Genomic DNA, 25,861 nt, shown 5'->3' on the forward strand with positions numbered 1-25,861 from the left:
TCAAAGGTTTTCGATTTTCTCGGTTGGGAGGTCCACAACTTTGGCGGGAACTCCCACAGCCAGCGCGTGGTCCGGCACGTCGCGCAACACCACGGCATTGGCGCCTATCCTGGCGTAGTCGCCAATCACAATGCGTCCAATAATCTTGGCGCCCGAGCCGATAAGCACATGGCTGCCGACGACAGGTCGCCTGTCCACGGTAAAGCCCATGTCCGGCTCACTGGTACCCAGGGTCACCCCCTGCATGATGGTGCAGTTTTCACCGATGCGTTCCGCGCCTATGACGGTCCCCACGGTATGCGGCAGAAACAGGCCACCGCCTATTTGTACCTGCGGGGAAACCTCGATACCAAACACAAGGACGTTCAGCGTCGAGAACAGTTTCGCCAAAAGGCCGAAGCCACGTGTATGAAAAAATTCCGCGAGGCGAAGCAGGACAACCGGCGCCATGCGAGGATTGAGACAACCGCGCAGCAGCATGGAAGTGGACACGGTGCCCACGTGGCCCCGCATGCCGTAATAACGCTCGATATCCAACCGCAGTTTTTTCACTGAATCACCTTCTTGTAGGCAAGAAGCGCGGCACCCGCCGCGCCCAGGCCGACCGCCATGCTCACCCACCTCACCGGCCCGGAATGAGCCCATTGCGAACCGGACAGGGCCACGTAGAACAGTGGCAAGGTACCGACCAGCAAAAGAGGCCAGACATCAAGGCGGCGCATCAGCCGGTTGTGGCGACACGCATATTCCACCACGAATACCAGGTAAAGAAAATTCGGCAGCACGAAAGCCCAGCTCAAGGCCTCCAGTGACCCGAAGCGGTCGAGCGCGTAGCGCGTTGACGCAAGCAGCAGCAAATTCAGGGCCACATCTGAAACCACAAGAACCCGCGAGCTTCGAGTCGCCAATATCAGCGCTCCATAAACCCAGGACACGCCGCGGAACATGACTGCAATGACCAGCACCGTGAGGACCTCGCCCGAGGCCTGAAATGCCGGGCTGTAAAGCAGGCTGATCAGCGGCTCCTTGAGCAACACTATCGCATGGCAGGCAAGAATGCCGACACCCAGCACAAGGTAGGCCGTTCTGAGCATGCAGGCCCTGCGGTCTTCGGGACGCACGGCTGCCGTCAACCGGGGAAGGTATATGGCGCTGCAGGCCGTCAGAAATAGGGTGGTGTAGTTAAAAGTCAGGGTCCAGCCAGCGTCGAACAGGCCGGCGAAAGCCAGCCCTTTTGCTTCGATCACCCACGAGCGGACCAGGAGCAGGGCCACGGTGGTTGATAGCGCGGCCACGAGGTTAGAGACAGCAAACCGGATAAAGGCCCGGCTTTGCGCCTTGGGTAGGGCCCCGGGCCGCAAGGCTGCCGAGAGCCCCGGCAAACGCGATACGCCGAGAGCGCCCGCCAGAAAAGTCACGCCGAAGCACACCACAAATGCGGTGGCAAGAATCAGGGGGTCATGCGGCAGGCGCCACCATCCGGCGATAGCCAGGACCATGACCAGCGCGGCCGGGCCGGCGACCTGCGCCAGCGCCAGATAGAGATAGGAGCGATAGCCATTGAGCACGGCGAGGGCGTAGGTTCCACCCACGTTGAGCAGGACCGCCAGCGCGATCCAGCGCACGGTTGCCACAAGATCCGGCGCACTTGAGGCCAGGAAAAATTGAGTCAGGAAGGGCGCCGCGGCGGCGATCACCAGGGCCACCACCAAACCCGAGGCGCCGATCAGGCGTGAGGCCGTCGCGCGAAGCTGCCTGCGCTCGGCTTCGCCCTCGCGTTCGGCGAGCCCCTGCACCACGGCATTCGTGCCGCCGAACGTAGCGCCCACCGTGGCGGCCTGCGCCATCTGCCGTAGCTGGGAAAACAAGCCCACGCCCTCCGGCCCCATCCAGAAGGCAATGGCCTTGAAACTAAGCAACCACAAGAAGGCCGAGCCGAACACACCTGCCGTGCTTGCCAAAACCCCGCCGCGAAGGCTTGCCAGGAGTGAGCGCATGCGATGGCGCTGCTATGCGTCCAGCCTGGCGGCCGGTGCCGCCTGCAGGCGCGACAGGAGCAAGCCCCACAGGAAATAGGCAAATATGCCCGGATAAGGCTGCCTCAGCGTGACCTTGAAGTTGCTATCGACCAACACCAGGAAAGCCACCATTGCCACAAGCCACCAAGTCCGGTCCGGGATGGATATGCGGCGGCGCCAAACCAGGTGCGCGGTAAAGGCGATCAGCCCGAGCATTGGCAGCAGCGAAATCAGACCGAAGCTATACGTGAAGTCGAGGTACCAATTGTGGGCACTTGTTTTGACTTCGCGTGAAAAAGGCTCCACGTGCCCGAACACCACGGTGCGGGTGTTCTCGGTGATTCCATTCAGAAACAGCGCCCAGTCGCCAAAACGGTCTCGGATGTTCACCGGTATCTTGCCTTCCACCAGCGTCTGGAACTTGCCGACATACTGCCCGTTGTCATCAACAATGCTGGTATTCGTTTTGGCGATACCGTAATACATGCCAACGACCAGAACCCCCGCGACGATGCTCAGCCCAAACGCCACAAAACTCCCCAGCCGTTCGGTCTTGAGCCGCATCATTTTTCGTGCAAAGAAGACCAGGACGGAGCCGACGTAGAAGCCGATCGCCAGGAAAGACGCGCTGGCGATCGCATAGACACCCATGACCGCAGTCAGGCAACGCAGCAAAGCCTTATTTTGATCCCAAAGATGCACCATGGCGAAGCCGAAAGCCACCACAAAAATAACCGGCACGAACTGGAAATGCTGGTAAATACTGAAGAAATACAGGTAGTGCGTCAATGTCAACGTGTTCTGCAACCATCCCGCCACCAGCTGAAAAGGCACCAGCAGGATCAGAACCCACATAAAGGCCCGTGCAATCACATTGTCCTCATCGCGGACCAGTTGCCCGAGCACTAGCCCCATGGTAGGAAGCAGGAATTGCGCCGCCAGCAGAAGCTTGCGTTTTTCAATATGCAGACCTTGCGTGGCAAATACCAGTGACAACAGCATGCCCGCGGCAAACGCCGCGATAAAAACCGCCGCTGGCACGGCTTGACGGAAGTTCCTGCGGAGCGCGAACACACCTAAAACACATGCGCCTATCGACAGCGGCAAAGGCAATGTACCGAGCACGCCTCCGGAATCGGTGACGAATTTCAGGCTGTTGTAGATACCGCCGGAAAGCTGGAAGAACAGCGGGAAAAGCAGCGCAACGGCGAGCAGCGCAACGATCAATTTACTGGTTCGGGGTTCCATGCTTCTTTCTTCATCAGCCGCCCGTGACGGCACCTCTGCATTCTTCATTGGGCCGCGTCGGCCTTTTCAGGTGCTTGCTACGACTTGAAACCAAGAGTGAGATTGTGCCGCATAAGGGTATGAGCATGTAGCCATGTCCCGTGGCTTCTAACTCGGCCTATGCGGTTCGAGCCTGGACTGGTTAACTTAAATGGCGGCAAGGCAGGCTGCAGCGCGTCACAACAAAGTCTGTTTGCATGTACCTGCTCCGTCGCCGGCACGGTATCCGATGAACATAGACATCAGTTGCAAGACGCACGCGCCCTCTCAAATTTCAAGGCGATTCGTAAAGGACCACCGCCTAACGAAGTAACGCCAGCATATCGCGGTAATGGGACGCTGCAAGAGAATAGACCCGTTCGTCTATTCCGTCTACCTTCTTGGCCCCCTCAAATAGCGTGGTGTGATCACCAGCGAGGAAGGCATGCATTTCATTCAGACCCGAACTGTAAGTCGCCGAAAGCGTTCTATAGCCCGTCATCAGAGAGACCCCATATATGACAACAAGGGCTAAAGGCACAACGGCACGGAATACTTGCGAGGCCGATTTCCCACTATGACGACTGGCGTCTTGCATCCATGCCAGCGCGGCCATTCCAATCAACAAGCAAAACGAAATATCGCCCACTATCATTATTCGTTGCCGAGGGTATGGAAAACTCAAAGTCCCATTAAGAAGAATCGCTGCAAACAAAATCAAGAAAAAGTAAGAGCGCAGCAACGGCTTCGCGCGTAGCGTGTAAACGATCATCACCAGGCACGAAAGAACATATGCCACCGTCCAGAATCCCAACAATCCGCGGTGGATTAAAAATTGCCCGTTGATGGGTTGTTTAAAGAAAATATAGACAGTTTGAACAACGACGTTGTGCATGTAATAGAGGTACTTATTACCATCAAATATCTCGCGCAACGCACTGCTCTCCAGAAACCGCGTTCCAAGTCCTCCCGACGCAATAAATCCATCCGGGCTGCCGACACTGCCTATAAAAAAGATTCGGGCAGCGACAAACGCCGCAAACAGCAAAAACAGTCCACCCGCAAGTGTCCACGCTTTGTAACGATACGCAGCCACCAAGCCCATGAAAAGCACAATCAACCCGACTTCCTTGGAAAATATAGCAACGGCCGATATGCAGCCCAAGCTCATCATGGTTTTGTAGCTCAACCCTCTGGCTAGCGTTTTTTCGTCATTCTCGACATCGATCAGGAGGTTAAGAGCCGCCAGGAACGAAATCAATACCAGCGCCATACCTATGTTCACCCACCACAGGAATGCATCTTGAACCGCGATCGAACCCACCACCAAACAAAGGCTGCCTAGCGTGATCGCGGGGCCAAACTGCAATCGACGCAAAGTGCCTCTCAGCATGCCCAATGCAGTCGCAAAAAAGGCCATCTGCGCTAACTTGAACCAATAGAAATCTCCCCCCGAGACCTGGAGTAAAAATTTGGTTAATAGATCAATGACCGGGCGATAGAAAGCGGTGCCAGCCCATCCGTGGCTTTCCGTCAATATCTGGAAATAGCTTCTTTGCCCATCGGCACTAAATGCGACAAGATCATCGATGACATAGGTCTTGGCTAAAAAGACCGGAATCCACGCCACAAAGACAATCAGGAAGCCCAGGTCTACAAGGGCAAACGCGTGGCGCCCCGCTGAATTGGCTGTTTTCATTATTCGATCAAGTGATAGTCAACAATGCCGGTATCAAATTTTTTGGGCCGACCTATGAACGGGATACGTGGACATTTCCAGCTCTGCGCACGAATACCAGTCGGTTGAAAATTAAATAGGAGAGCGGGGCCAGATACACAATGTTGATGAGTTGGGCCAGATAGATATTCAGTCCATGCCCCCTCAAAAAGCTCAGCGCTGTGTAATTTATGAAATAGAGGCTTAGATAAGCCAGCACAAATTTCAGGAATTGAACTTTTCCCAGGCTATTGAAAACGCCCAAACCGTAAGTAAGAAAATTGAAAAAGATTCCAACAACTATGTTTGATGCCAGGCTGATCGCGATATTTCCTTGCGTTAAAAAAGCTGCCACCGCAAATACAGCAAAACCCATGGCAGTATTCAAAACCCCGACCAAAAGAAACCGGACGATTTGAGGCACTGCGAAGATGCGGTTCATTCGGGCAACGTAGCAGTTGCACCGGCAACCTTGTCCGGCTTGCCATGGAGTATTTTTGGGTCCATGGGTGGTTGATTTTCATCAATGTTCAGGAGTTCTTGCACAATGAAAAGTGGGCGCTGCTTCACCTCTCTATATATTTTGCTGATGTAAATCCCCAAGACACCAATGGAAAAAAGCTGTATCCCCCCAAAAAACATCATCACAACGACCATGGAAGTCCAGCCTTGTATCGACATTTCCGGGTTCAACAATTTGGCTATCGTCAGGTACAGCGCCAACACAAACGCCGCCCCAGTCATCACAAATCCAAACAAACTGGAAAAGTACAGAGGCTTATCTGTAAATGATGTAAGTCCGTTGAGCGCAAAACTTATGTATTTTTGTGGCGAAAAATTGGACGTACCGGCATAACGCCTGTCACGCTCATAAACATATCCCGTCTGCGGAAACCCAACCCACGCAACCATGCCGCGGTAGTAGCGATTTTCTTCCTTCATAAGCCTCAACTGATCGATAACCACCTTGTCTATCAATCTGAAATCGCCCGTGTCGTTCGGAATATTGGTATCGCTCAGACGCCGTATTAACCTGTAGAAGGTCTTTGCAAGGAGGCGAAAGAAAAAGTTAGTGCCCTGCCGCTTTGGCCGCACCCCATAAACCACCTTAAAGCCTTCCGACCACTTGGCTATAAAGTCCAATATTATTTCCGGAGGATCCTGAAGGTCGTCATCAATGATCACGGCCAGGTCGCCCCGGCAATAATCGACACCCGCCGTGATAGCAATCTGATTGCCAAAATTTCGGGCGAAATTCACCACCTTCACGGCGGGATCCAGCATTGCGAGCTTTTTCAGCTTAAGGTAGGTATCGTCTGCACTGAAGTCGTTCACAAAAATCAGCTCATGCGCGAAGCGCGGAGCGAGACGCGTGAGCACTGCTTTGGTTCGCCTGTAAAACTCATCAATGCCAGCACTCTGGTTATAAGTCGGAATGATCACTGACAGCAATAGAGGAGACGTAATGCGATGGGCGTAATATTTATTCACGCCTTTCCATAAGTATTCAGAATCAAAATCGATGCCGAGTTCATTGACGGTGGCTGCAATCGCATTTACGTCTATGACCGAGTGAGTTCCTCGTTCTACATAGTTGTAATTGCCGGCTCTGCCGAAGTAGTGTTCCAGCACACCGATCAACTCCGAGACCTCCGTTGGGCGAGAGCTGGCAACATTGATAAGCTGGTTGACATGCCGTCCATCGGCAAGAAGCTTATGCACAATTCTGTAGACATCATCAATGTCGATGAAATTTCTTGTGGCACCTTTCCATACGTCAAGTCGCGCACCACTTTGAATTGCATCGGCGAAAACGTCCACCAGACCGCCTTGCCCTGAGGGAGCTATCAGCTGCGGCAAGCGAAATATCAGGTGGCGAACCCCTGACGAAAGAATGAGCCGCTCCATGCGCTGCTTATGTGCTACATAAGGAGACTGAGAGGCTGCCAGCTCTTCGATACTGCAAGAACTGAAATAAACGAGAACAGTCGGCGCTTTAATGGTCGCCAGGGCCTCTGCCATCAAGGCTTCTTCCGCGTCGATCGCGGCATCGTCAATGCTCTGGGAGTTATGAACGGTCCCGGCAAAGATCAAATATGCGGATTGCAGCGCATAGTACGCGAACCTGTCGGCGATGGCACCTTGTCCTATAACCATATTCATCTGCCCTCTACTTGCGCACTACGGCTAACAAAGAGACGCCAAACGGAAAATTCAAAAATCTCAGAAAATATTTCTCCGCGCCAAAGATCTTTTTTAGTGTGTAGTTAATGAAGGAGGGGGGGAGCTCAACATCCGAACCTCCTTTACGCCTCAGCAAGTTGTTGGCGATCCGCACCAAGCTAATCAGCGGAAAGAGAAAAGTGTTGAAGTAAGACAGCTTCTCAATAGTAAAGCCTGCATCAAGCAGCTTGGTTCTGAGGTCGTCCAGCCTGTAGCGGCGCTTGTGCTCATTGAGCACATCATGCTCTGACCAAAGAAACATAAAGGCAGGAACCGTGATGACGCCGCGGCCATTCGGCGCCATTTTTGCGTAGATGGCACTTAGTGCTGCCCGGTCGTCTTCTACATGTTCAATGACATCCAAAGCAGTCACAAGAGAAAAGTATTTGTCCGGATAAGGCACGGCGTCCGGCAGCATTCCTTTTTTCACCAGCCCGCTAAAGATCTCGCGGCTGAAGTTTATGGCGTCGTCAGACATGTCCATGCCACTCGTTTCGCCGATCTGCTCCAAAGCACCGAGCATTAACCCGCTGCCACAGCCAATATCAAGTATTGTTGGGTGTTCCGTCTTCGGCACCAGGCGCGAGATAAGATCGAGGACGACGTTCTTCTTGCCAACAAACCACCAATGGCGCTTTTGAACCTCAAAAAAAATTCGATAGAAATTTTTATCCATACTTCAAACCAACTCAGCAGTTAACAAACCCACTCACCCGGCCACGGCCAGCAAACTCCGGTGCCGCCGTAACCAAAATATGGCACCCAGAATTCGCCGCCAAAGTGAACATCAGTCAAAAAGTGACGGTACTTGAGTACGAAGGAAGATCAGCTTCCAGTACGGAGAGGAAATGGTAAGCATACCGCATCCAAATTGATGCAAGTTTTCATTCTCGTACAATCCTTCGGATCGATATTCAAAGGACAAGTTGCCTTGCTGTGACCGATCTATCAAACATAAAAATAGCCGTCGTGGGATTGGGTTATGTCGGACTCCCTTTGGCAGTGGAGTTCGGCAAGAAGCGACCAGTCATCGGCTTTGATATAAGCCAAGCCCGCATTGATCAGCTATTGCGCGGATTGGATTGCACGCTCGAGACTGAACCTGAAGAACTGCGATCAGCCAGCTTCCTTTCGTTCACGACGGAGGTTTCGGCCCTGGAAGAAGCAAACTGCTTCATTGTGACCGTACCCACCCCGATAGACGAACACAAGCGGCCTGACCTGACGCCCCTTTTGCGGGCAAGCGAACTGATAGGAAAAGTCTTAAAGCCCGGGGATATCGTTATTTACGAATCCACCGTTTATCCAGGTGCAACCGAAGAAGATTGCGTTCCTGTCCTCGAGAAGTTTTCAGGCCTCGTTTTCAATCGGGATTTTTTTGCCGGCTACTCCCCCGAACGCATCAACCCGGGCGACAAGCAGCATCGCCTGGTCAACATCAAAAAGGTCACTTCCGGATCGACACCTGAAACCGCCGACCTTGTCGACCGCCTCTATAACGAAATCATCGTGGCGGGAACGCACAAGGCCAGCAGCATCAAGGTCGCCGAAGCCGCCAAGGTCATCGAGAACACCCAGCGCGACCTCAACATCGCGCTGATCAATGAACTGGCTATCATTTTCAACCGCATGGGCATCGATACCGAAGCTGTGTTGCAGGCAGCCGGCAGCAAGTGGAATTTTCTTCCGTTTCGCCCCGGCCTGGTGGGAGGTCACTGCATCGGCGTGGATCCGTACTACCTCACCCACAAGGCCCAGTCCATCGGCTACCACCCGGAAATCATTCTCGCCGGCAGACGGCTCAACGACGGCATGGGCGCCTATGTGGTGGCCCAACTCGTGAAGGCGATGACCAAGCGGCGTATCCACGTTGACGGCGCAAAAGTACTGGTCATGGGCCTGACCTTCAAGGAAAACTGCCCCGACCTGCGCAACACCCGGGTCATCGACGTGGTGGCAGAGCTCAAGGACTACAACTGCGTCGTCGACGTCTGCGACCCTTGGGCCGCCGCCGATGAAGCACAGCACGAATACGGCATCTCGCTGGTGGCAGAGCCGGAAACCGGCACCTATGACGCCATCATTCTGGCCGTGGCCCACCATCAATTCAAGGAAATGGGCGAAGCCGCCATACGAAAACTGGGGGCCGCCACCCACGTCCTCTACGACCTGAAATACCTGCTTCCGGCACAGGCATCGGACCTACGGCTTTAACATGTCGGCCAGCAAGTACCAACAACTGCAAGCCCACCTTGCCTCTCACCCGGCCACCTGGCTGGTGACGGGGGTGGCTGGCTTTATCGGCAGCAATTTGCTTGAACACCTTCTCAAGCTCGATCAGCGCGTTATCGGACTGGACAACTTTGCGACGGGCCACCGACGCAACCTCGAAGAAGTGGAATCGCTTGTCTCGCCCGCGCAATGGGCCAACTTTCGGTTCATGGAGGGCGATATCCGCAACCCTGAAGACTGCGGCGCCGCGTGCTCCGGTGTCGACTATGTTCTGCACCAAGCCGCGCTGGGAAGCGTTCCGCGCTCTATCAACGACCCCATCACCACCAACAGCGTTAACGTCACGGGTTTCCTCAATATGCTGGTCGCGGCACGGGACGCCGGTACCCGGCGTTTTGTGTATGCGGCATCGAGTTCGACCTACGGCGACCATCTCGCGCTGCCCAAGGTTGAAGACACGATCGGCAAACCCCTGTCGCCGTATGCCGTCACCAAGTACGTCAATGAGCTTTATGCTGATGTCTTTAATAAGACATACGGGCTACAGACGATTGGCCTGCGGTATTTCAACGTTTTCGGGCCACGCCAGGATCCCGATGGCGCATATGCCGCAGTTATCCCCAAATGGGCCGCATCCATGGTCAAGGGAACCGAAGTCTTTATCAACGGGGATGGGCAGACCAGCCGGGACTTTTGCTATATCGCAAATGTCGTCCAGGCCAACCTACTGGCCGCCACATCGGCTCCCGACGCGGCCAATCAGGTCTACAACGTCGCGGTGGGTGATCGTACGTCCCTTAACGAGCTGTATGAATGCATCCGGCTAAACCTGCTTCCCCGGTTTCCCCATCTCGCTCAGGCCGGTCCTGTGTACCGAGATTTCCGTCAAGGCGATGTGAGACACTCGCTGGCAGATATCAGCAAGGCCGCAACGCTGCTGGGATACACCCCGAGCTATGACATTCGCAGGGGAATGAAAGACGCAATTGATTGGTATGTCCGCCACTGCGAATGAAGCCGCCCTCAATACACAAAAACATTAACGCCATGAAAAACGACATTCAAACGCCGAACACCTCCGCCCCCTTGCAAGTGCCAAGCGATGAAGCCCTGCTGAGCTTGATGATGTCCGGACTCAAGCAGGCGGATCCGTCTTTTCAGCCGACCAATTACTGGGCAGCGTACGAACCACGCTTCATGGGCGAGCTCAAGGCGCATGGCCTCACGGATATGAGGCGCCAGAAGAACCTGGTATTCCGCTCGTTCGGCGCGGTGGATTTCGTTCATCCGGTCGCGGAACTCATGCTGCGAAACCACCGGCTTTTCAAGCAATGGCCATTTAACACCCAGCCCATCACCAAACTGGCTGAACGCATTGATAAATATCTGTCGCGCTATATAAAGACCGTCGATGCTCTCGATTTTGAAACGTACGTCCGGCTCGGTTATGCCTATGCGAACGAATACGCCCGAGGAAGCAATGCCCGCCCCCTTTCCGAATTTTCCATGTCAGTGGCCGGCAATCCAGAAGGGGTTGTGGAGATAGAAGGCCGGCTATACAGCAGGCAGATGATTCAATACTATCTTCAGTATGCCTATATCAGCCGCTTTGTGAATTTCAACGATCTGCCCGTGATCGCGGAACTTGGGAGCGGAATGGGCCGGCAGACGGAGATTTTCTTCAAATTGCACCCCGAGAGTGCCTACCTGCTTTTTGACATTCCGCCGCAACTGTATGTGGCTGAACAGTACCTGCAAACCGTCTTTCCGGGAAAAGTCGTGTCCTATCGCGAGACCCAGCATTGGACTGATTTGAAGTCCATCAAACCCGGTCATATTCACATACTGGGCAACTTCAAAATGCCGCTGCTTGCAACCAGCCCGGTCAGTCTCTTCTGGAATTCCGCGAGCTTCCACGAGATGGAGCCGTCTGTTGTTCAAAACTACCTGCAATATGTGGATGCGACCTGCGAGTGGGCGTATCTGGCGGAAAACCTCAAAGGCGGAAAGCGCGCAAAAGCACCTGGTGACTTGGGGATTCTGCAGGTCACAACCCTGGATCACTACAAATCAGGCCTGCCTAGCCTTGACCTGATCGACCAGACTCCTGTGGAGCGCATCAATGGCAAGCCGCTCCAAGACCACCACATGCTGTTCCAGCGCCGGGTGTAAGAACGCTGACGTTCCCGCAGCTGAAAAAAGCGCATCTAAAAAGTCAATATGGAGGAGCTGAGGATGCCACAACTGTACGGCAACGTCGCCTCCTTGGATGCGGCCGGCACACCAGACCATCGAATCTGCCGGATCTTATTGCCGAGCGGTTAAGGAGCGCGTCGTTGCCGCACCCCGCGCCTACATGTTATGCAAAAAAATCTCACTACCATAACTATCACCAGCCATAAAGGTTGGGGGCTTCCCAATCTTCGTGAATTGTGGAGTTTTCGCGAGCTTATCTGGATCCTGGTTACCCGCGATATCAAGATCCGCTACAAACAAACCGCCATAGGGGTGATGTGGGCCTTGCTCCAGCCGTTGCTGACGATGGTTGTGTTCACCGTCATCTTTGGAAAACTCGGCGGCTTGCCCTCGGACAACCTCCCATACCCCGTGTTCGTGATGACCGCTCTGCTGCCATGGCAGCTTTTTGCCAAGGCATTGACACAAGGCAGCACCAGTATGGTCACCATGGGCGGCATGATGGGAAAGATTTACTTTCCCCGGTTGATCGCCCCGCTCTCTTCCATCCTCTCTGGACTGGTGGATTTCGTGATCTCCCTGGCCATTCTTGTATCGCTGATGGCATGGTACGGTGTGTGGCCCCGCTGGGAAGTTCTGTTGGCGCCCGTATTCATTCTGCTGGCGCTTCTGTCGGCAATGGCGGTCGCCCTTTGGCTTAGCGCCGTCAATGCGAAATACCGCGACGTTCAGCAGGCCATGCCTTTCTTGACGCAGATCTGGATGTTCATCACTCCGGTGATTTATCCAACCTCCATGATTCCGGAAGGCTGGAAATGGCTTTTCATGCTGAATCCCATGGTCAGTGTGATTGACGGATTTCGCTGGTCATTGCTGGGCGTGCGCCCGCCGGATATGACCAGTCTCGTGGTTTCGTCGCTCTCGATTCTGGTTCTTGCCGTCAGCGGACTGGTTTATTTTTCCCACTTCGAAAAAGACTTTGTTGACCGCCTCTAACAACCACTCATGACAGATTCAGTTTTAAGCCTTGAAGGTGTTGGCAAATATTACCGACTGGGAGGTATACAGCCTTACCAGACCTTGCGTGACAACCTGGCTGGAATGTTTTCGCGGCAGCGCGGCCCGGCCTCGGAAAAAGACAAGGGATTTTGGGCGCTTCGCGATATCTCCTTTGGGTTGAAGGAAGGTGAGGTTCTGGGCATCGTAGGGCGCAACGGCGCCGGCAAGAGTACTCTCCTCAAGCTCTTGAGCCGGATCACCACGCCTGACGAAGGGCGGATCAGTGTGCGCGGCCGGATAGGCTCATTGCTGGAGGTCGGCACCGGTTTTCACCCCGAGTTGACCGGCCGCGAGAATGTGTTCATGAACGGGATTTTGCTCGGGATGACACACCGTGAAGTCGCCCGAAAATTTGATGAGATCGTGGCTTTTTCGGGCGTCGAAGAATTTCTGGACACACCAGTCAAGCGGTACTCGAGCGGAATGCGCGTCCGGCTGGGTTTTGCCGTAGCGGCACACCTGGACCCCGAAATTCTGGTGATTGATGAAGTGCTTGCGGTCGGAGACGCCGAGTTTCAGCGCAAGTGCCTGGGCCGGATGAATACGGTGGCCTCGGAAGGGCGAACCGTGCTGTTTGTCAGTCACCAAATGGATGCCATCCTTTCGCTTTGCACAAGAGCGATATGGCTGGAGTCCGGAAGAATGAAGCTGGACGGCCTGGCTGAAGATGTTGTGCCGTCTTATCTTTCCTCGGCCACGAACGCTGCAGTCTCTGAAATCGCAGACAGGCAAGATCGAAGTGGCGAGGGTAAAGTAAGAATTGTCGGTTTGACTTTGTCTGATGAGTCAGACAGGCCGCTTTCCACAGGACGTGCGGCAATAGTCAAATTCTCGCTTGCATCTGATAAGCCTATAAAAGGGGGCATCATCGCGCGATTTGCCATCCGCGACAACATGGACAGAGTGATCACTCTGCTGACAAGCGAATCAGCCAAGCACGAATTGATGTTCGAAGGAACGCATGGCGTTGCAAACTGCACCATTCCCAAACTACCTTTGATGCCCGGGGACTACAGCGCCGACGTATCCCTTTGGCAAAACGGCTATCTGCAGGACAAAATCAACCGCGCAATCGCGTTTACGGTGATGGCTGGGAACTACTCCGAATCAGGGAAAGATTATCAGGTCGGCTTGTTTCATCTGGATCAGGATTGGAGTGCAAGTTGATCGCGCAGGGAAATTCAAGGTGGGGATTTCTGATACGACGCGTGGCATGGTTATTTCGCCTGCCTCGTTTGCCAAAGTGTGATCCAAGCGTGCGAATTCATCCCATGGCGACATTTGAAGGTTTTCCGGAGAACGTTACGCTGGGCAAGGGTGTAGTCATCGACGCTTACGCCCGTATCTACTGCCACAAAGTGGGAAGCATCGAGATAGGCGATAACTCATACATTGGAGAGAGTGCCATTGTTCACACGGGGAAAAAAGGAGGCCGCGTCGAGATAGGGACGGATTGCACCGTGCAAGCGTTCAGCATCGTGCACGGTCACGGTTCCTGCAAGATTGGCAATGGCGTCAGGATCGCTTCCCATACCGTGATTATTCCTGCAACCCATCGATTTGACGACGATACTCGCGCTATCAGAGAGCAAGGGCTTACCAAGCAGGGTATTACCATCGAAGACGATGTCTGGATTGGCACAGGCTGCATGATTCTTGATGGCGTTACGATCGGCACTGGCGCTGTTGTGGGCGCCGGCTCTCTCGTCAATAAATCACTCCCCGCAAGATCGATCTCTGTGGGAGTGCCCGCGCACCCCATTTCCAGCCGATAGGCATCGAGAGCAACTCTACAATTGAAGTAGACCGTCTCGATAATGCGTCGAGAGCAAAGCCGCATGCTGATTGCAGGTCTTATCATGCGAAATCAGTAGTCCGATACCAGCAAAACCGCGCTTGCCGCCGCCAATAGATCATGGATAGATTCACCTTATCACCCGCTCACTTCGATAGCCTGCTGAAGCGTTACGGCATCACACCGGGCAAAAATCCTTCGGCGCAATGGGAAAGAGCTTCGAGTGCCCAGCGATGGAGCCTTGCCAAAGCAATCGTGAAGAAGACGCTCGCGTGGATGGCCGGTCGCCATCCAAAAAATGGGCAACAGCAGATATTGAAGGCATACGATGGGCAGTGGAAGAAGAAGGCGTTCTCTCGCTATCTACCCCAAGTCGACCAAGGTGGCGCCCCATGGCAGTGGGGCGACCTGAAATGGGTCATGTCCAATGAAGCAGGCGCGGCAGTCAGGCTTTTGTTTCTTGAAGAGGCCTTAAATCAGCTCAATCCCAGTTCAGTGCTCGAAGTTGGCGCCGGCAACGGCATTAACTTGCTGGTTCTGGCGGCCCGGTTTCCTCTCATCAAGTTTTCCGGCATTGAGCCGACGTCCGGCGGCGTCGAAACGGCCAAGCTTGTTATTGAAGATGGAGAGCTTCCCGATGCCTTGGTGAGTTTTTCACCATTTCCGCTATCGGATGTCAGCGCGCCTGCCCGCATACGAATGGAACAAGGCTCCGCCGAGCATTTGCCTTACGCAGATGCCAGCGTGGATGTAGTGATGACATCACTGGCTCTTGAACAGATGGAAGAAATTCGGCACGAGGCACTCAGCGAAATTGCAAGGGTCGCAAAAGACTGGGTCGTCATGCTGGAGCCTTTTCGGGATGTAAACCAGTCGGGGCAGCGACGCGCCTATGTGCGCACCTACGATTACTTTCAGGGCTCCATTGCCGAGTTGGCAAGATACGGCCTTAAGGTTGAACAAGTCTGCCTCGACATGCCGCACAAATCGATATTGGGTACTGCTTTGGTCTTGGCACGCCGCATCCGATGAACGAGAGAGAGATGGCGACGGTCATTTTCTTTGATCGGGACGACGTTCTCAGCTCTCTGAAGGAACGTCGGGACTCAAGCGCTTTCACACTCTCGCCCTCAGCCCGCGTAGCGGCTCAGAACGCAGGCTTGACCCTCCTTGAGGGGGCATCCCTTTTTTCTGACAAAGATCATGCACGTTGCGCAGCTGCCGCGCGGCGCGCACTGCGCGAATTCGATCAATCCAGCAAGGGCCTGAAGCTTCCCGCATCGGTCGCTCTGATGGCAAGGCAATCAGCATGGTCACATGCCAGTCTCGTGCATCGATTGCGCCAATCACTTCCACCAGGGCCTTGGATCGTGCGGGATCGGAATGGGGTCTGGACTGGCGCGGAAGACTGGCACGCCTTGCAGACTTTGCTGCTGCCCCGAATTTGGGACTATGGCCTGGCCCACCGCATATCCTGTGCTCGTCCCCTCTTTCCTGCTATTTTTAAGCGCTTCACCTACCTCGCAGCGCACTTGGCACGGTTTCGGTCAAAGCAATGGGTTGCCTCATCGTCGCGAAAGCTGAAAAATGGGCTCCACGAATCGGTGTCCGGGGCCGGAGGCCATCTTGCCGTATTCCAACCGACCAGCGGTGGATGGCAGGACTACAAGGCTCTCCTGAACGACCTGCAAAGCTCGAAAATCTCACAAACTTTTCGGATATCGCCTCTGGTTGAGAATGCCGCAAGCGTGAGAACCACACTGGAAACCTTACGCCTGATTGGAGAAACGTTCTCCGATCCGCGGGTCCGTTGCGCTTGGGCGCTTTACGCACCGTACTTTGCCAAGACGGTCCCGGCAATGCTGGGAATTGTCGCTGAAGGCTCGGCGCTCCTGCGCATTCTGGAAGCCCGGACGGCTGTCACGTATGAAGCGAACTCATGGCTAACCGCACCGCTTATGGAGGCCGCCGGTGCGGCCGGTATCAAACGAGTGGTTTTCAATCACAACTCCCAGCCACCGTCAAATTCACCCATTGCAAATTCGGTATTGCTCACGCTGCTTCGGCAGAGAACTTACAACGAATTGACAGATGTGGCGGCTGTCTGGTCGCCTTTTTCGATAAAGGCAATGCGTGGTATCCAACAAAACAAGCCAGTTTGTCGAGTCATTCCCGTACGCCTGCAATATCCAGCCAACACTGTAACTACAGAAAAGACGCGCCCCTTGCGCGTTCTGCACGCGGGCAACTATCAGAACTGGTCGGATTTTTTTCCTTGGGTTGCAGAAACGGCAGATGAATATCTCAACGGCGTCGAAGCGCTGGCGACCGCCGTTGAACACATGGACGGGATTGAGCTGATTGTCCGTGTGCGCCCGAAACGGGAAGTCGACGCACAAACGGTCGAAACCAGGCTCGGGCACAGGCGCAACGTCACCGTTTGCGGCATCGAACAGGATTTCCTGGAACAGCTGGCCGAAAGCGACGTGCTGGTGGCCCATTTTTCCACCACAGTGGAGCAGGCCCTGCAGATGGGAAAACCAGTCCTGTTATGGGGAAGTACGGCCCGCTATCAGCAGTTCCCCGGTCAAGACATCCCTCCAACAGGAAGGCTGAACGACAGTGTTTACATCGTTCGCCACGCAAGCGCGCTTCCCGCCATGTTGGGAGCCATTCGCGACGCCACGCGCGCCGCCGGCCAGAGCGCTGGGCCCGAAGCGGCGTATTCTCTTGAGGTGGGCGCTCCCAGCGTGGATCAGCTCGCATCATTCCTGGTTCATCCCACCACTTTGACGGAAGCGGTATATCCATGACCATCCCGTTACTCCTGCTCGGCCTGACCGCCGCGGTCTTCGTTCTGCTGGCCACCTTCCTGTTGCGCCGCTGGCTACCTCGCCTGCGCGCCGAATTCAGGCAACTGCGTGCCGCCGCGCGTGCCGTGGAGGCTATGGCCATGGAGCGGGAACTCGGCTATCAGGTGCAGATGGCGGGCCAGACCCCCGCATTGCCCGCCCTTTCTGGCGCCTCGCCATTTGACAACGGCCGCTGGACCGTGCTCGCTGGCGGCGGCGACCACGACTGGCCGGCGGATACCTTCTACAAAGTGCGCGGCCTCGCCATGCACCAGGGCGCCCTGCATGCGAGCCTGACCGGCCCCAAAGCCGACGGCCCCGGCGGCCAGGTCTGGCGCCTCTCCGATGAAGCCTGCACGCAGGTAGGCGGCGACCAGGCCGGGTCCTGGCGGGCCGACGACTCCTTCGTCGACCATCTGTTCAGCGTGGATGACAACACACTGCTGGCCGCCGAGAAAACCGGTGTCTGGCGCCTGTCCGGCGGCCAGTGGGCGCACATCAGCGAAGGCCTGACCCTGGACGAGAAGTGCGGGCCCTACAGCTTTGCATCCTGGAACGGGCGGGTTGTGATGGGCCAGTGGGGACGTCCGCGCGTTGCCCAGCTGGGAGAGAACCATCAATGGACTTACCTGCCGGACCCCGAGGGTGGTTGGGGCCCCGGTGTCCGCACCATTTACTGCCTGATTGCCTTCAAGGGCATGCTGTATGCCGGCACCGGCACTGGCAAGCTCACGGGCCCGGCGAGCGCGGTCTGGCGCTATGACGGGACGTCCTGGGAAAAAGTGGGGGGCGCCGGGATTCGCGGCAGCTGGGCGCGCGAGGGCCTGCCTTTTGTGCTTAGCTTGACCGTGTTCGGCGAGTGCCTGGTCGCCACGGTGTCACGTCCCGACAATACGCCGAATGGCGCCTCCAGCGTGTGGGTGTTCGACGGCGACCGTTGGGGACCGCTGGCGGTGGGCGCAACGCCTGCCCTGATGGCCGAATCGCTCATCATGAACGACGCCATTGTTTACCAGGGGCGCCTTGTGGTGGCGACGGGGCACGGCACACGCCGCCCCGCGCAACTGTGGATGCTGGACGGCGCACAACGCTGGCAGGCGGTGGGGCCGCCCGAGCTGGGCAAGCCCGGACCCGGCGATGGTGGCTGGTGGGTTTACCGGCTGTGCACCGATGGGCAGAGGCTGTATGCATCCACCGCGGGGCATCGCGGGGCTGCGAAGGTTTTTTGTTTTAACCCTGTTTAATCGCGACATCCGGGAACGCCGGGATGTAAAGAGAACTTGACACTTCCGGTCATTACGACCGAAATTTCCCGTTTTCCGAATAAAAAGGCCTTCAACCCACGTGAAAATTAAATAGTTTGCTATTTAATTTGTAGCAACTTGAGGTACCGGCCGGATTCAATCCGTTGCGGCAGGTTCTGGCCGCAGGGCAAAACTCCCAAGTGAACTCCGGGGACCCCATATTGAGCTCAAACGCCGCCGCCAGCGCGGGGGAGTCGGCCGGGGGTAATGAGGGATACTGGACGGCCTCCTGAACTTCGACGGTTCATTGAGACCCAGGCGGTGAGCTTTAAAATACACACTCCCTCCACCCTCCGTTCCAGCGTTACCTGAAAGCCGCCTGCGATGTTGAAATTCAATGTAGATAACGACAAATTCTGGCGTGATGGCTACTTGATCCTCAAAAACATGTTCTCTCACGCGGAAATTGCCGCTATGCGGGAGGACGTGTTTGCCTCCCTCAAGGGCCGGGAACAGGGCGGCGAGCCGGTGGTGGACGCGCTCGCCGACCGGCACCTGCAGCACTGGGTTCACGACGAACGCCTGATCAAGGTGGCAAAAACACTCCTGGGAGGCGACAACCTGGCCTATTACGGCGACGGCAGCTATGCGGTCGTCGGCCACGGCTATACGCCCGGCAAGGATGTTGGCGGATGGCACAGGGACAACACAGACCGTTCGAACCTGGACGCGCCTGACTGGCAGGGTCGCTATTCTCTTGTACGTTTCGGTTTCTACCTGCAAGACCACTCAGCCAGTTCCGGCGGCCTGATTGTCCGGCGCGAATCGCACAACCGCATTCTGCGCGGCTGGAGGGCGCATCTTCACGATCGCTACCTGAATACCGGGATAGGCGACGTCGGTGTCTGGAGCATGCGAATCCAGCACGCCGGGCTGGGGCGCTGCCTCAGGGGCTTTCCCAACTTCGCCTTGGGCCCGTATCTGCAGGCAAGGCTTCCCGAGTTCCTGCAGGCCCCGTTCCCGCCTGTGGAACGAACCGGCTTCTGGATTTCCTACGCACTGGACGACCATCACCTCGAGCGCCACTGCCAATACCTGCTGACGCGCTCGGAGCGCTTGACCATGTGGTCCAACGCACATTACCCCCAGTCGGTCATCGACAAATGCAATGCCGCAGGACTCAAGGTACTGGACATGCCCGAACGGATGCGCGCGGCCGTTGCGGCGGGCGAAGCCGTTGGCCAGCAACGCCATCACCGCCAGATTGCATACTGACAAAGACCGGTTCGTAAGAATTGCCGGCAAAAAGAGAAACCTTCCCCTATGACGACCGAAAACCAACAATCCGCACCTGAAGTTGCGCGTTACGCACAGCTATTCCAGGGCAGCGAAGCTGTTGCAAGGTACTTGAGAAAGCTGGGCAATCGCATTGATGTCCTGCGCGACGAAATTGAACTGCAGATCCTGGCGCGTGTACTGCAGGGCAGCGTATTTGACTGCACGGTCGGCGTCGGCCGTTTCATCAATCGCCTTCCGAAAGTCACCGGCTATGACGGCATGGATCTGTCTGCCGAATTTGTTGAATACGTCAGGCAACTGCACCCTCAGGGCCGGCTGTTCACGGCAGACCTGACCCAGCCCATCCCGCTGGAGTCTGCCAGCTACGACAACGTGTTGTGCCTGCGCAGTCTCTCCGGCATCGGGCAACTGGCCTCCATCCTGCCGGAAATGCTCCGGGTGGTAAAACCGGGCGGGCTGCTGGTTTTCGACTATGGGCGCAAACAAACGATCAGCCATGTCAAGGGCCAGCAGACCGTGCTGGATGGTGACGATCTTGAGGGAGTACTCAAAACACTGGACGCCGTGGAAGTGGAACGCGTCTATGTCGACGCCGCGCTGACGCGCGCAAAAATTCACGCACGGATTTTCCGTTTTTTGACAGGCCCCCGCGGTTCCGTGATTTCGGATGGCGCGCTGCTCAGCCTTGAACGACTGACCGCCCCCCTGTTCTGGCAACGCCAAATCATCATCTTGCGCCGCAGATGATCAAGCCGCTGGATATGCGATGTTGACGGAACCGAACCAGGTCATTGTGCTGGCCGTGCTGGAATACGGCGAGTTACCCGAGTTGTTGCGCGTCGCAGAAACAGCCGGCGCCGCACTGCAATGCCGGGCGGCCTTCTTTTTCGTCAAGCGCGGGTATCGCAGACTGGCGCAAGACACTGCCGCCGTGACAGCGGCCGGTTTTCTCTGGATGGATGCTGAAGGTCGACTCCACGATGTCGCCGCGCCGCCCCGGCAAGAGCCAGAAGCCCCCTTGCGCCCCGTCGATCACGCCGGCAGCGACCTGACTTCCGTGCTTCCAGCCAAAACCGCTGGCCGGAGCGTCTTGGGACGTTCGGCGGCGGTGATATTGCTGCCCCTATTCTCTCTTGGATCCCTTGCCAGATCCTGTGCCGTGGCACTGCGGCAGCTCGCCAGAGACCTGGCCAACTGCCGCCGCGACATGGTCCGCTTTCGGCAACGATACCGGGAACTGCATGCCGTGCTTGCCGAGATTCAGCCTCGCCTGCTCATCGTTGGACAAGACTCCTTGGGCGGGGAGCTGTCCTTTCTGTTGATCGCAGCCGGGCGGCTTGGCATTCCCCGGCTGGTTACGCCTTTTGCGATGTTCTCGCTTCAGGAAACCGCCGAATATGCAGGTGCCAACGCGGCGCATGACGCCACCGCCGGGGCCGTGAACAAGCTGGTGGCCAATACCTTTCCGCACTGGGTTCTGAGCTACGGCGGCAAGAACCTGCTTCGCCTGCCAGGCTATCGCGCGCTCGCGCTAGAAATGACCGGGCTGATTGAAGGTTTGCCTTGGTCCGCGCTATCCGAGCCGGTCGAGGCTATTGCCGCCGGGTCCGAAGTCGCCGTTGAGGCGCTGATAGCTCTGGGAAGCCAGCGAAGTGCGCTACGGGTTATCGGCTCGCCCATTCAAGACCGGCTTGCGAATATGCTGGCAAACCGTGCCGCCTTGCGTTCACGTCTGGGCCACGAATTTGGCCTTGACCCGGAAAAGCCGCTCATCGTCTGTGGCTGGCCCGTCAACATGTTTGCGTGGCTGGCTGGCCGCCCCGTGGACTACGCCGACTACCCGTCCGTCGCCACCGCCTGGGCTCAAGCGCTCGCCGAGGTCCGTGACCAGCATGGGGTCAATGTGATCGTCAGCGTGCATCCAAAAACACTGCCGTCGGAAATAGCGGAAGCCGAAAGGGTCGGCCTTCCCTGCAGGGGTACCGGGGCTGACGAGCTGATCGCTGCGGCGGACTTGTTCACCACTCTCAACGGTTCGTCGATTACTGCATGGGCCATCGCCTGCGGAGTACCCGTGGTTTTATTTGACTGCTTCCTCACCCGTTACCATGATTTCCTGTCGGTTCCCGGTTGCCTGAACGTCGAAACCGAGGCCGCGTTTCGTGCGGCGTTACGCGATCTGTCCCGCAACGGCGAAGCCCGCGCAGCGCTGGCAGCACATCAGCGCGAGGTGGCGGGGCAATGGGGAAATCTGGATGGTCACGCCGGCACCCGGCTTGCCGCCCTGGTGCGCCAACTGGCCGCAGGAGCTCAACCATGAAGCGCGTTTTTTTCATGGAATGCGCGGGCCCGGTCTGGCGAACTGTCGCCGAACGTTGTATGGCCGAGGCCCAGTGGCAGCCCGTGCTGTGGACGGCAGCCGGCGGCGATGCCAAACCGGTCGCTGAGTTATGTCCGGAGGCAATATTCCTGACGGGCCCGGACGCCGCCCTGGGCTTGCACGTGCCCTCCTGGCCCCTGCCTGCGCTGGATGCACGCTTGCTGGCCGACCTCGCCCCAGCGGAAAGCATCGCCCTGCACATGATGGACCGGATGGACCCCGCGTGCGGATCGGGCTTTCCCCATGATGCGAGAAGGCGCCACTATCATCACCTGCTGCGCTACTGGATGGGTGCGCTGAATGCATTGAACCCGGATCTCATCATTTTCTCCATTTCCCCGCACATCGTCTTTGACTACATTCTTATGGCTTTGGCGCGCCACCGCGGCATACCGACCATCATGTTCGAGCGCATTGGCATGCCGGGCTGGGTTTTTCCGATGCGCGACTTCGAGCACGGCTCTCCTCAGCTGCGTTCAGCGCTGAGCAGCCAACCGCTATTGCCTGTTGAGCGCGTTCCTGAAGCATTTCGTACATGGCTGCTTGCCTCGATCGACGGTCAATCTGCAGTTCCTGCGAATTTCCAGAAGAAGCTGGAGCGCTACAAGCTGGCGAGCAACGCAGAGATGCCTTCGATGCTGCGCGCCCTGGCTCACGAGTTCAAGCGTGCGGCTGCGCTGCTGCGCAAAAACGGGCTCAGTCCCGCGCCAAACTCCTATCTTCGTTCGCTGCGGTATCCACACGGGCGATGCGGCCCGATGGAAACCTTGGCATCAAGGCTCAAGGGCGTACTGGCCAAACGCCGACTGATGCGCTTTCATGACGCGCTCACAAAGGCCGACGGTGCCGAAAAGTACGCGCTCCTTGCCCTGCATTACCAGCCGGAGCGGGCAACCGTTCCCATGGGTGCGCAGTTCGGCGACCAATTGCTTATCGTCGATTTACTGGCGAAAGCGTTGCCCGCAGGATGGAAGCTGTATGTGAAAGAGCATCCGTGGCAGTTGCAGTCATTTGGCCGCGGAGAGGTTCAGCGGACGGAGGCCTTCTACGCGGAAATTGCAGCGCACCCCAACGTGATTTTGCTTCCGCGCGGGGCATCGACGGCGGCACTGGTCCGAGGCGCCCAGGCGGTTGCCACGGTAACCGGCAGCGTAGGCTGGGATGCGTTGTGCGCAGGGGTGCCGGTACTGCTCTTTGGCGCCGCATGGTATCGAGATTGCCCGGGAGCACACCAAATCACAAGCTACGCCGGCCTGTGCGAAGCACTGGGGCAAATCGGCGCAGGGCACAAGCCCGAACGAGAGGGGCTTGCGGCATTTTGCGCCGCATTGTCCGGCGTGTGCGTCCCGGGTGTTCTGGAACCGGAACTGGAGCGGACCGAACATTTGTCTCACGAGGACGCGGCATCCGCCATGGCTGCGGCCCTGATCAACCTCGATTCGCTTGAGGAGGATATGCAGTGAGCCAGGAACGCCGTCACGTCTACTTGCTGTGCAGCCGGCGCCCGATTGTTGACGAATTCGTCTTGCTGGCTCAAGCGCTGGCAGATACCGGTGACCTTGAACCTGTCCTGGTGTTTCCGCCTGGCTTGTCGGCGTTGATTCCGTCGCCCCTGCCCGCCGGATGCCGGGGTATCTCGACAGGAATGAAAACCTGGCGGACGGCAGGCCCGAGGGCCTGGTGCATGTACCTCGTGTTCGCCTGCTTGCGGCGATTGGTAATGCTGCTGCGGGCCTGCAGGATGAGGCTGGCAACTGATTTTCTTGAAACATGGGAGGCGATCGCCCGCGGGAGGTCGCTGGCGCGACATGTTCTGCACCTGGGAGTCCGGAGTGCTGCGGTGCTTACCGCCGATGATCGCGACATACGATCCGACCAGGGAGTGATTGCCGCAGCGCGCCGCCTCGGCGTTTTCACCCTCGCCGTCTCGTTCGGGAAATCAGATCCGACGACGGACGCATTTCGCCGGGCGTCTTCGGAATACGGCGTAAATTCCGCCCCCTGGCGCTGGATCAAGTCGAAGATCGCGCAGGCCTACCCTCAAGGTGTCCGCAAAAATACCGATGGAGGCGAACAGCTCTTTTTCAGGCCCGGCGAGTACCTGGCACTGCGCGCACACGGATCGCTGTTCGCCGCCCCCTGGTCCTATGGCGGCGGCACGGCGGATCGGGTGAGCGTTATCGATCGTGAAGCAGCTTCAATGCTGCACAAGCTTGGAGTTTCAGCCGAAAAGGTACGGGTCGCGGGCCAATGCAGCCATGATGTGCTTTGGTTGCTGTCAACGCAGCGGGCCTCAATCCGGACAGGGCTCAATACTGAATTCGGCTTCGACCCCGCCAAGCCCCTGGTCATACTCGCGCTTCCCGTTCTGGGCGAGCACGGGATGTCGAGCACGCAGACACAGCTTGCAGAAGCTTCATGGCTATTCCAGACCATGAGAAGAGTGGCCGGGCCGAACGTGTTGATATCATTGCACCCCCGGCAAAATCGCGTGCACTATGAAAAGCTTGCTTCCGCGCAGGGCGTGAAGATAGCGGGCAGTCCTCTGCGGGACATATTGGCCGCCGCCGATCTGTTTGTGGCGTACTCCAGCACGATCAGTTGGGCTCAACTGCTGGGAATTCCCTGCGTTGCGATCGAGTATTACGAACTTGGCTATGCATTGTTTGCGAATCAACCAGGGGTTGCCGTAGCGTCCACACGTGAGGTGCTCGGTGATATGTGTGCCAGCACCCTGGAAAGCGGCGAATTCCGGTCGTCGCTTGTCGCCCAACTCAAAGCGGCGTCGGAGAATGTTCCGTTTGACGGGCGCGTTCGCGAGCGCTTGATTGCCGAAATCCGCGCACCATCCCAGAAAGGCCCTTCATGCGTTTCGTTGGTCTGATCACCGCACGTGGAGGCTCCAAAGGCCTTCCCCGAAAAAATATTTCGCTTGTGGGAGGTCGTCCGCTCATGGATTGGACCATTCTTGCCGCACAGCAATCCTGTCTTGACCGCTATATCGTCTCTACGGATTCGCCTGAAATTGCCTCAGTCTGCAGAGCGGCCGGCGCCGAAGTTCCTTTCCTCAGGCCGGAAGCTCTCGCGCTTGACGACACCCCCCACATCGATGTGATGCTGCACGCCCTGGACTGGCTTGAGGCCGATTCAGGATTACCGGAATACATTGTTCTTCTTCAACCCACATCACCTCTCAGGAACGGCGAAGACATCAACGGCGCAATCCGCATGGCGATTGAACGAAATGCAGACAGCGTGATCAGCGTCTACCCGGCGCCCGTCCATCCCTTCTGGGTGCGCCGCCTGGATGAAGAAAGCCATCTCATGGACTTCATGAAGTGGCCCGAGCAAAGCGGCTACATGCGCCGGCAGGTGCTGCCGCCGGCATATGCCCTGAACGGGGCGATTTACGTTCTTCGTTCGGACGTACTTCGCGAAAAGAAAACCTACTTCACTGAGCGCACGTATGGCTATGTAATGCCCGAGGAAAGATCCATGGACATTGATACGCCGACAGACGCGTTGATTGCCGATCTTCTGTTGCGACAAAAGTAGTGACGAAGGGACCATTCTTCCCCAG

22 protein-coding genes are annotated in these 25,861 nt (G+C 56.7%); 15 read left to right on the forward strand and 7 right to left on the reverse strand.

What is annotated here, in order from left to right; genetic code table 11:
- The 7 genes from BM408_RS23235 to BM408_RS16645 form a co-directional block, all read right to left on the reverse strand.
- Nucleotides 1–552, reverse strand: a complete 552-nt coding sequence (locus tag BM408_RS23235) for a serine O-acetyltransferase (protein ID WP_305790678.1) — start codon at nucleotides 550–552, stop codon at nucleotides 1–3.
- Nucleotides 549–1,997: an MATE family efflux transporter gene (locus BM408_RS16620; RefSeq protein WP_139237366.1), complete on the reverse strand. Its 1,449-nt coding sequence runs from the start codon at nucleotides 1,995–1,997 to the stop codon at nucleotides 549–551. Before BM408_RS16620 ends, BM408_RS23235 begins: the two co-directional genes overlap by 4 nt.
- A gap of 12 nt (nucleotides 1,998–2,009) precedes the next feature.
- Entirely contained in the window at nucleotides 2,010–3,266 is a 1,257-nt protein-coding gene (locus tag BM408_RS16625; RefSeq protein ID WP_092131104.1) for a hypothetical protein, read from the reverse strand.
- Between the two features lie 340 nt (nucleotides 3,267–3,606).
- The gene (locus BM408_RS16630) at nucleotides 3,607–4,983 is read right to left on the reverse strand and encodes a hypothetical protein (protein ID WP_092131106.1); all 1,377 of its coding nucleotides are present in this window, start codon (nucleotides 4,981–4,983) and stop codon (nucleotides 3,607–3,609) included.
- 52 nt (nucleotides 4,984–5,035) lie between these two features.
- Nucleotides 5,036–5,443, reverse strand: a complete 408-nt coding sequence (locus BM408_RS16635) for a GtrA family protein (protein ID WP_092131108.1) — start codon at nucleotides 5,441–5,443, stop codon at nucleotides 5,036–5,038.
- Nucleotides 5,440–7,164, reverse strand: coding sequence for a glycosyltransferase (locus BM408_RS16640; RefSeq protein ID WP_092131110.1), 1,725 nt, complete (start codon nucleotides 7,162–7,164; stop codon nucleotides 5,440–5,442). The genes BM408_RS16635 and BM408_RS16640 overlap by 4 nt, the downstream gene beginning before the upstream one ends.
- 7 nt (nucleotides 7,165–7,171) lie before the next feature.
- Nucleotides 7,172–7,900 carry a class I SAM-dependent methyltransferase gene (locus BM408_RS16645; RefSeq protein WP_092131112.1) on the reverse strand — a complete coding sequence of 243 codons (729 nt, stop codon included), beginning with the start codon at nucleotides 7,898–7,900 and terminating at the stop codon, nucleotides 7,172–7,174.
- A gap of 260 nt (nucleotides 7,901–8,160) precedes the next feature.
- On the opposite strand from BM408_RS16645, the gene tviB reads away from it, so the two are divergent.
- From tviB to BM408_RS16720, 15 genes are all read left to right on the forward strand, one after another.
- Nucleotides 8,161–9,438: a Vi polysaccharide biosynthesis UDP-N-acetylglucosamine C-6 dehydrogenase TviB gene (gene tviB / locus BM408_RS16650; RefSeq protein WP_092131114.1), complete on the forward strand. Its 1,278-nt coding sequence runs from the start codon at nucleotides 8,161–8,163 to the stop codon at nucleotides 9,436–9,438.
- A 1-nt stretch (nucleotide 9,439) separates the two neighbouring features.
- Nucleotides 9,440–10,471, forward strand: coding sequence for an SDR family oxidoreductase (locus BM408_RS16655; protein WP_092131116.1), 1,032 nt, complete (start codon nucleotides 9,440–9,442; stop codon nucleotides 10,469–10,471).
- Between the two features lie 32 nt (nucleotides 10,472–10,503).
- On the forward strand, nucleotides 10,504–11,628 hold the full coding sequence (locus BM408_RS16660; RefSeq protein WP_175541822.1) for a putative sugar O-methyltransferase: 1,125 nt from the start codon (nucleotides 10,504–10,506) through the stop codon (nucleotides 11,626–11,628).
- A 189-nt stretch (nucleotides 11,629–11,817) separates the two neighbouring features.
- Nucleotides 11,818–12,648 carry an ABC transporter permease gene (locus tag BM408_RS16665; RefSeq protein ID WP_092131120.1) on the forward strand — a complete coding sequence of 277 codons (831 nt, stop codon included), beginning with the start codon at nucleotides 11,818–11,820 and terminating at the stop codon, nucleotides 12,646–12,648.
- A gap of 9 nt (nucleotides 12,649–12,657) precedes the next feature.
- The gene (locus BM408_RS16670) at nucleotides 12,658–13,878 is read left to right on the forward strand and encodes an ABC transporter ATP-binding protein (protein ID WP_254774854.1); all 1,221 of its coding nucleotides are present in this window, start codon (nucleotides 12,658–12,660) and stop codon (nucleotides 13,876–13,878) included.
- Nucleotides 13,879–13,982: 104 nt separating this feature from the next.
- On the forward strand, nucleotides 13,983–14,486 hold the full coding sequence (locus BM408_RS23240) for an acyltransferase (RefSeq protein ID WP_092131122.1): 504 nt from the start codon (nucleotides 13,983–13,985) through the stop codon (nucleotides 14,484–14,486).
- A 140-nt stretch (nucleotides 14,487–14,626) separates the two neighbouring features.
- Nucleotides 14,627–15,538, forward strand: coding sequence for a class I SAM-dependent methyltransferase (locus BM408_RS16680; protein ID WP_092131124.1), 912 nt, complete (start codon nucleotides 14,627–14,629; stop codon nucleotides 15,536–15,538).
- A 128-nt stretch (nucleotides 15,539–15,666) separates the two neighbouring features.
- Nucleotides 15,667–17,319 (forward strand): glycosyltransferase, encoded by a 1,653-nt coding sequence (locus BM408_RS22800; RefSeq protein ID WP_139237367.1) that lies wholly within the window; start codon nucleotides 15,667–15,669, stop codon nucleotides 17,317–17,319.
- Nucleotides 17,316–18,602, forward strand: a complete 1,287-nt coding sequence (locus BM408_RS16690) for a hypothetical protein (protein ID WP_092131128.1) — start codon at nucleotides 17,316–17,318, stop codon at nucleotides 18,600–18,602. The genes BM408_RS22800 and BM408_RS16690 overlap by 4 nt, the downstream gene beginning before the upstream one ends.
- A gap of 384 nt (nucleotides 18,603–18,986) precedes the next feature.
- Nucleotides 18,987–19,877, forward strand: a complete 891-nt coding sequence (locus BM408_RS16695; protein ID WP_092131130.1) for a phytanoyl-CoA dioxygenase family protein — start codon at nucleotides 18,987–18,989, stop codon at nucleotides 19,875–19,877.
- Nucleotides 19,878–19,925: 48 nt separating this feature from the next.
- Nucleotides 19,926–20,648 (forward strand): methyltransferase domain-containing protein, encoded by a 723-nt coding sequence (locus BM408_RS16700; RefSeq protein WP_092131132.1) that lies wholly within the window; start codon nucleotides 19,926–19,928, stop codon nucleotides 20,646–20,648.
- A 19-nt stretch (nucleotides 20,649–20,667) separates the two neighbouring features.
- Nucleotides 20,668–22,221 carry a glycosyltransferase family protein gene (locus tag BM408_RS16705; RefSeq protein WP_092131134.1) on the forward strand — a complete coding sequence of 518 codons (1,554 nt, stop codon included), beginning with the start codon at nucleotides 20,668–20,670 and terminating at the stop codon, nucleotides 22,219–22,221.
- Entirely contained in the window at nucleotides 22,218–23,744 is a 1,527-nt protein-coding gene (locus tag BM408_RS16710) for a capsular polysaccharide export protein, LipB/KpsS family (protein WP_175541823.1), read from the forward strand. The genes BM408_RS16705 and BM408_RS16710 overlap by 4 nt, the downstream gene beginning before the upstream one ends.
- Nucleotides 23,741–25,165, forward strand: a complete 1,425-nt coding sequence (locus tag BM408_RS16715; RefSeq protein WP_139237368.1) for a hypothetical protein — start codon at nucleotides 23,741–23,743, stop codon at nucleotides 25,163–25,165. The genes BM408_RS16710 and BM408_RS16715 overlap by 4 nt, the downstream gene beginning before the upstream one ends.
- Nucleotides 25,147–25,836, forward strand: a complete 690-nt coding sequence (locus BM408_RS16720) for an acylneuraminate cytidylyltransferase family protein (RefSeq protein ID WP_092131140.1) — start codon at nucleotides 25,147–25,149, stop codon at nucleotides 25,834–25,836. Before BM408_RS16715 ends, BM408_RS16720 begins: the two co-directional genes overlap by 19 nt.
- The last annotated feature ends 25 nt before the right edge of the window (nucleotides 25,837–25,861 follow it).

Source organism: Polaromonas sp. YR568 (assembly GCF_900116715.1).
Lineage (GTDB): Bacteria > Pseudomonadota > Gammaproteobacteria > Burkholderiales > Burkholderiaceae_C > Polaromonas.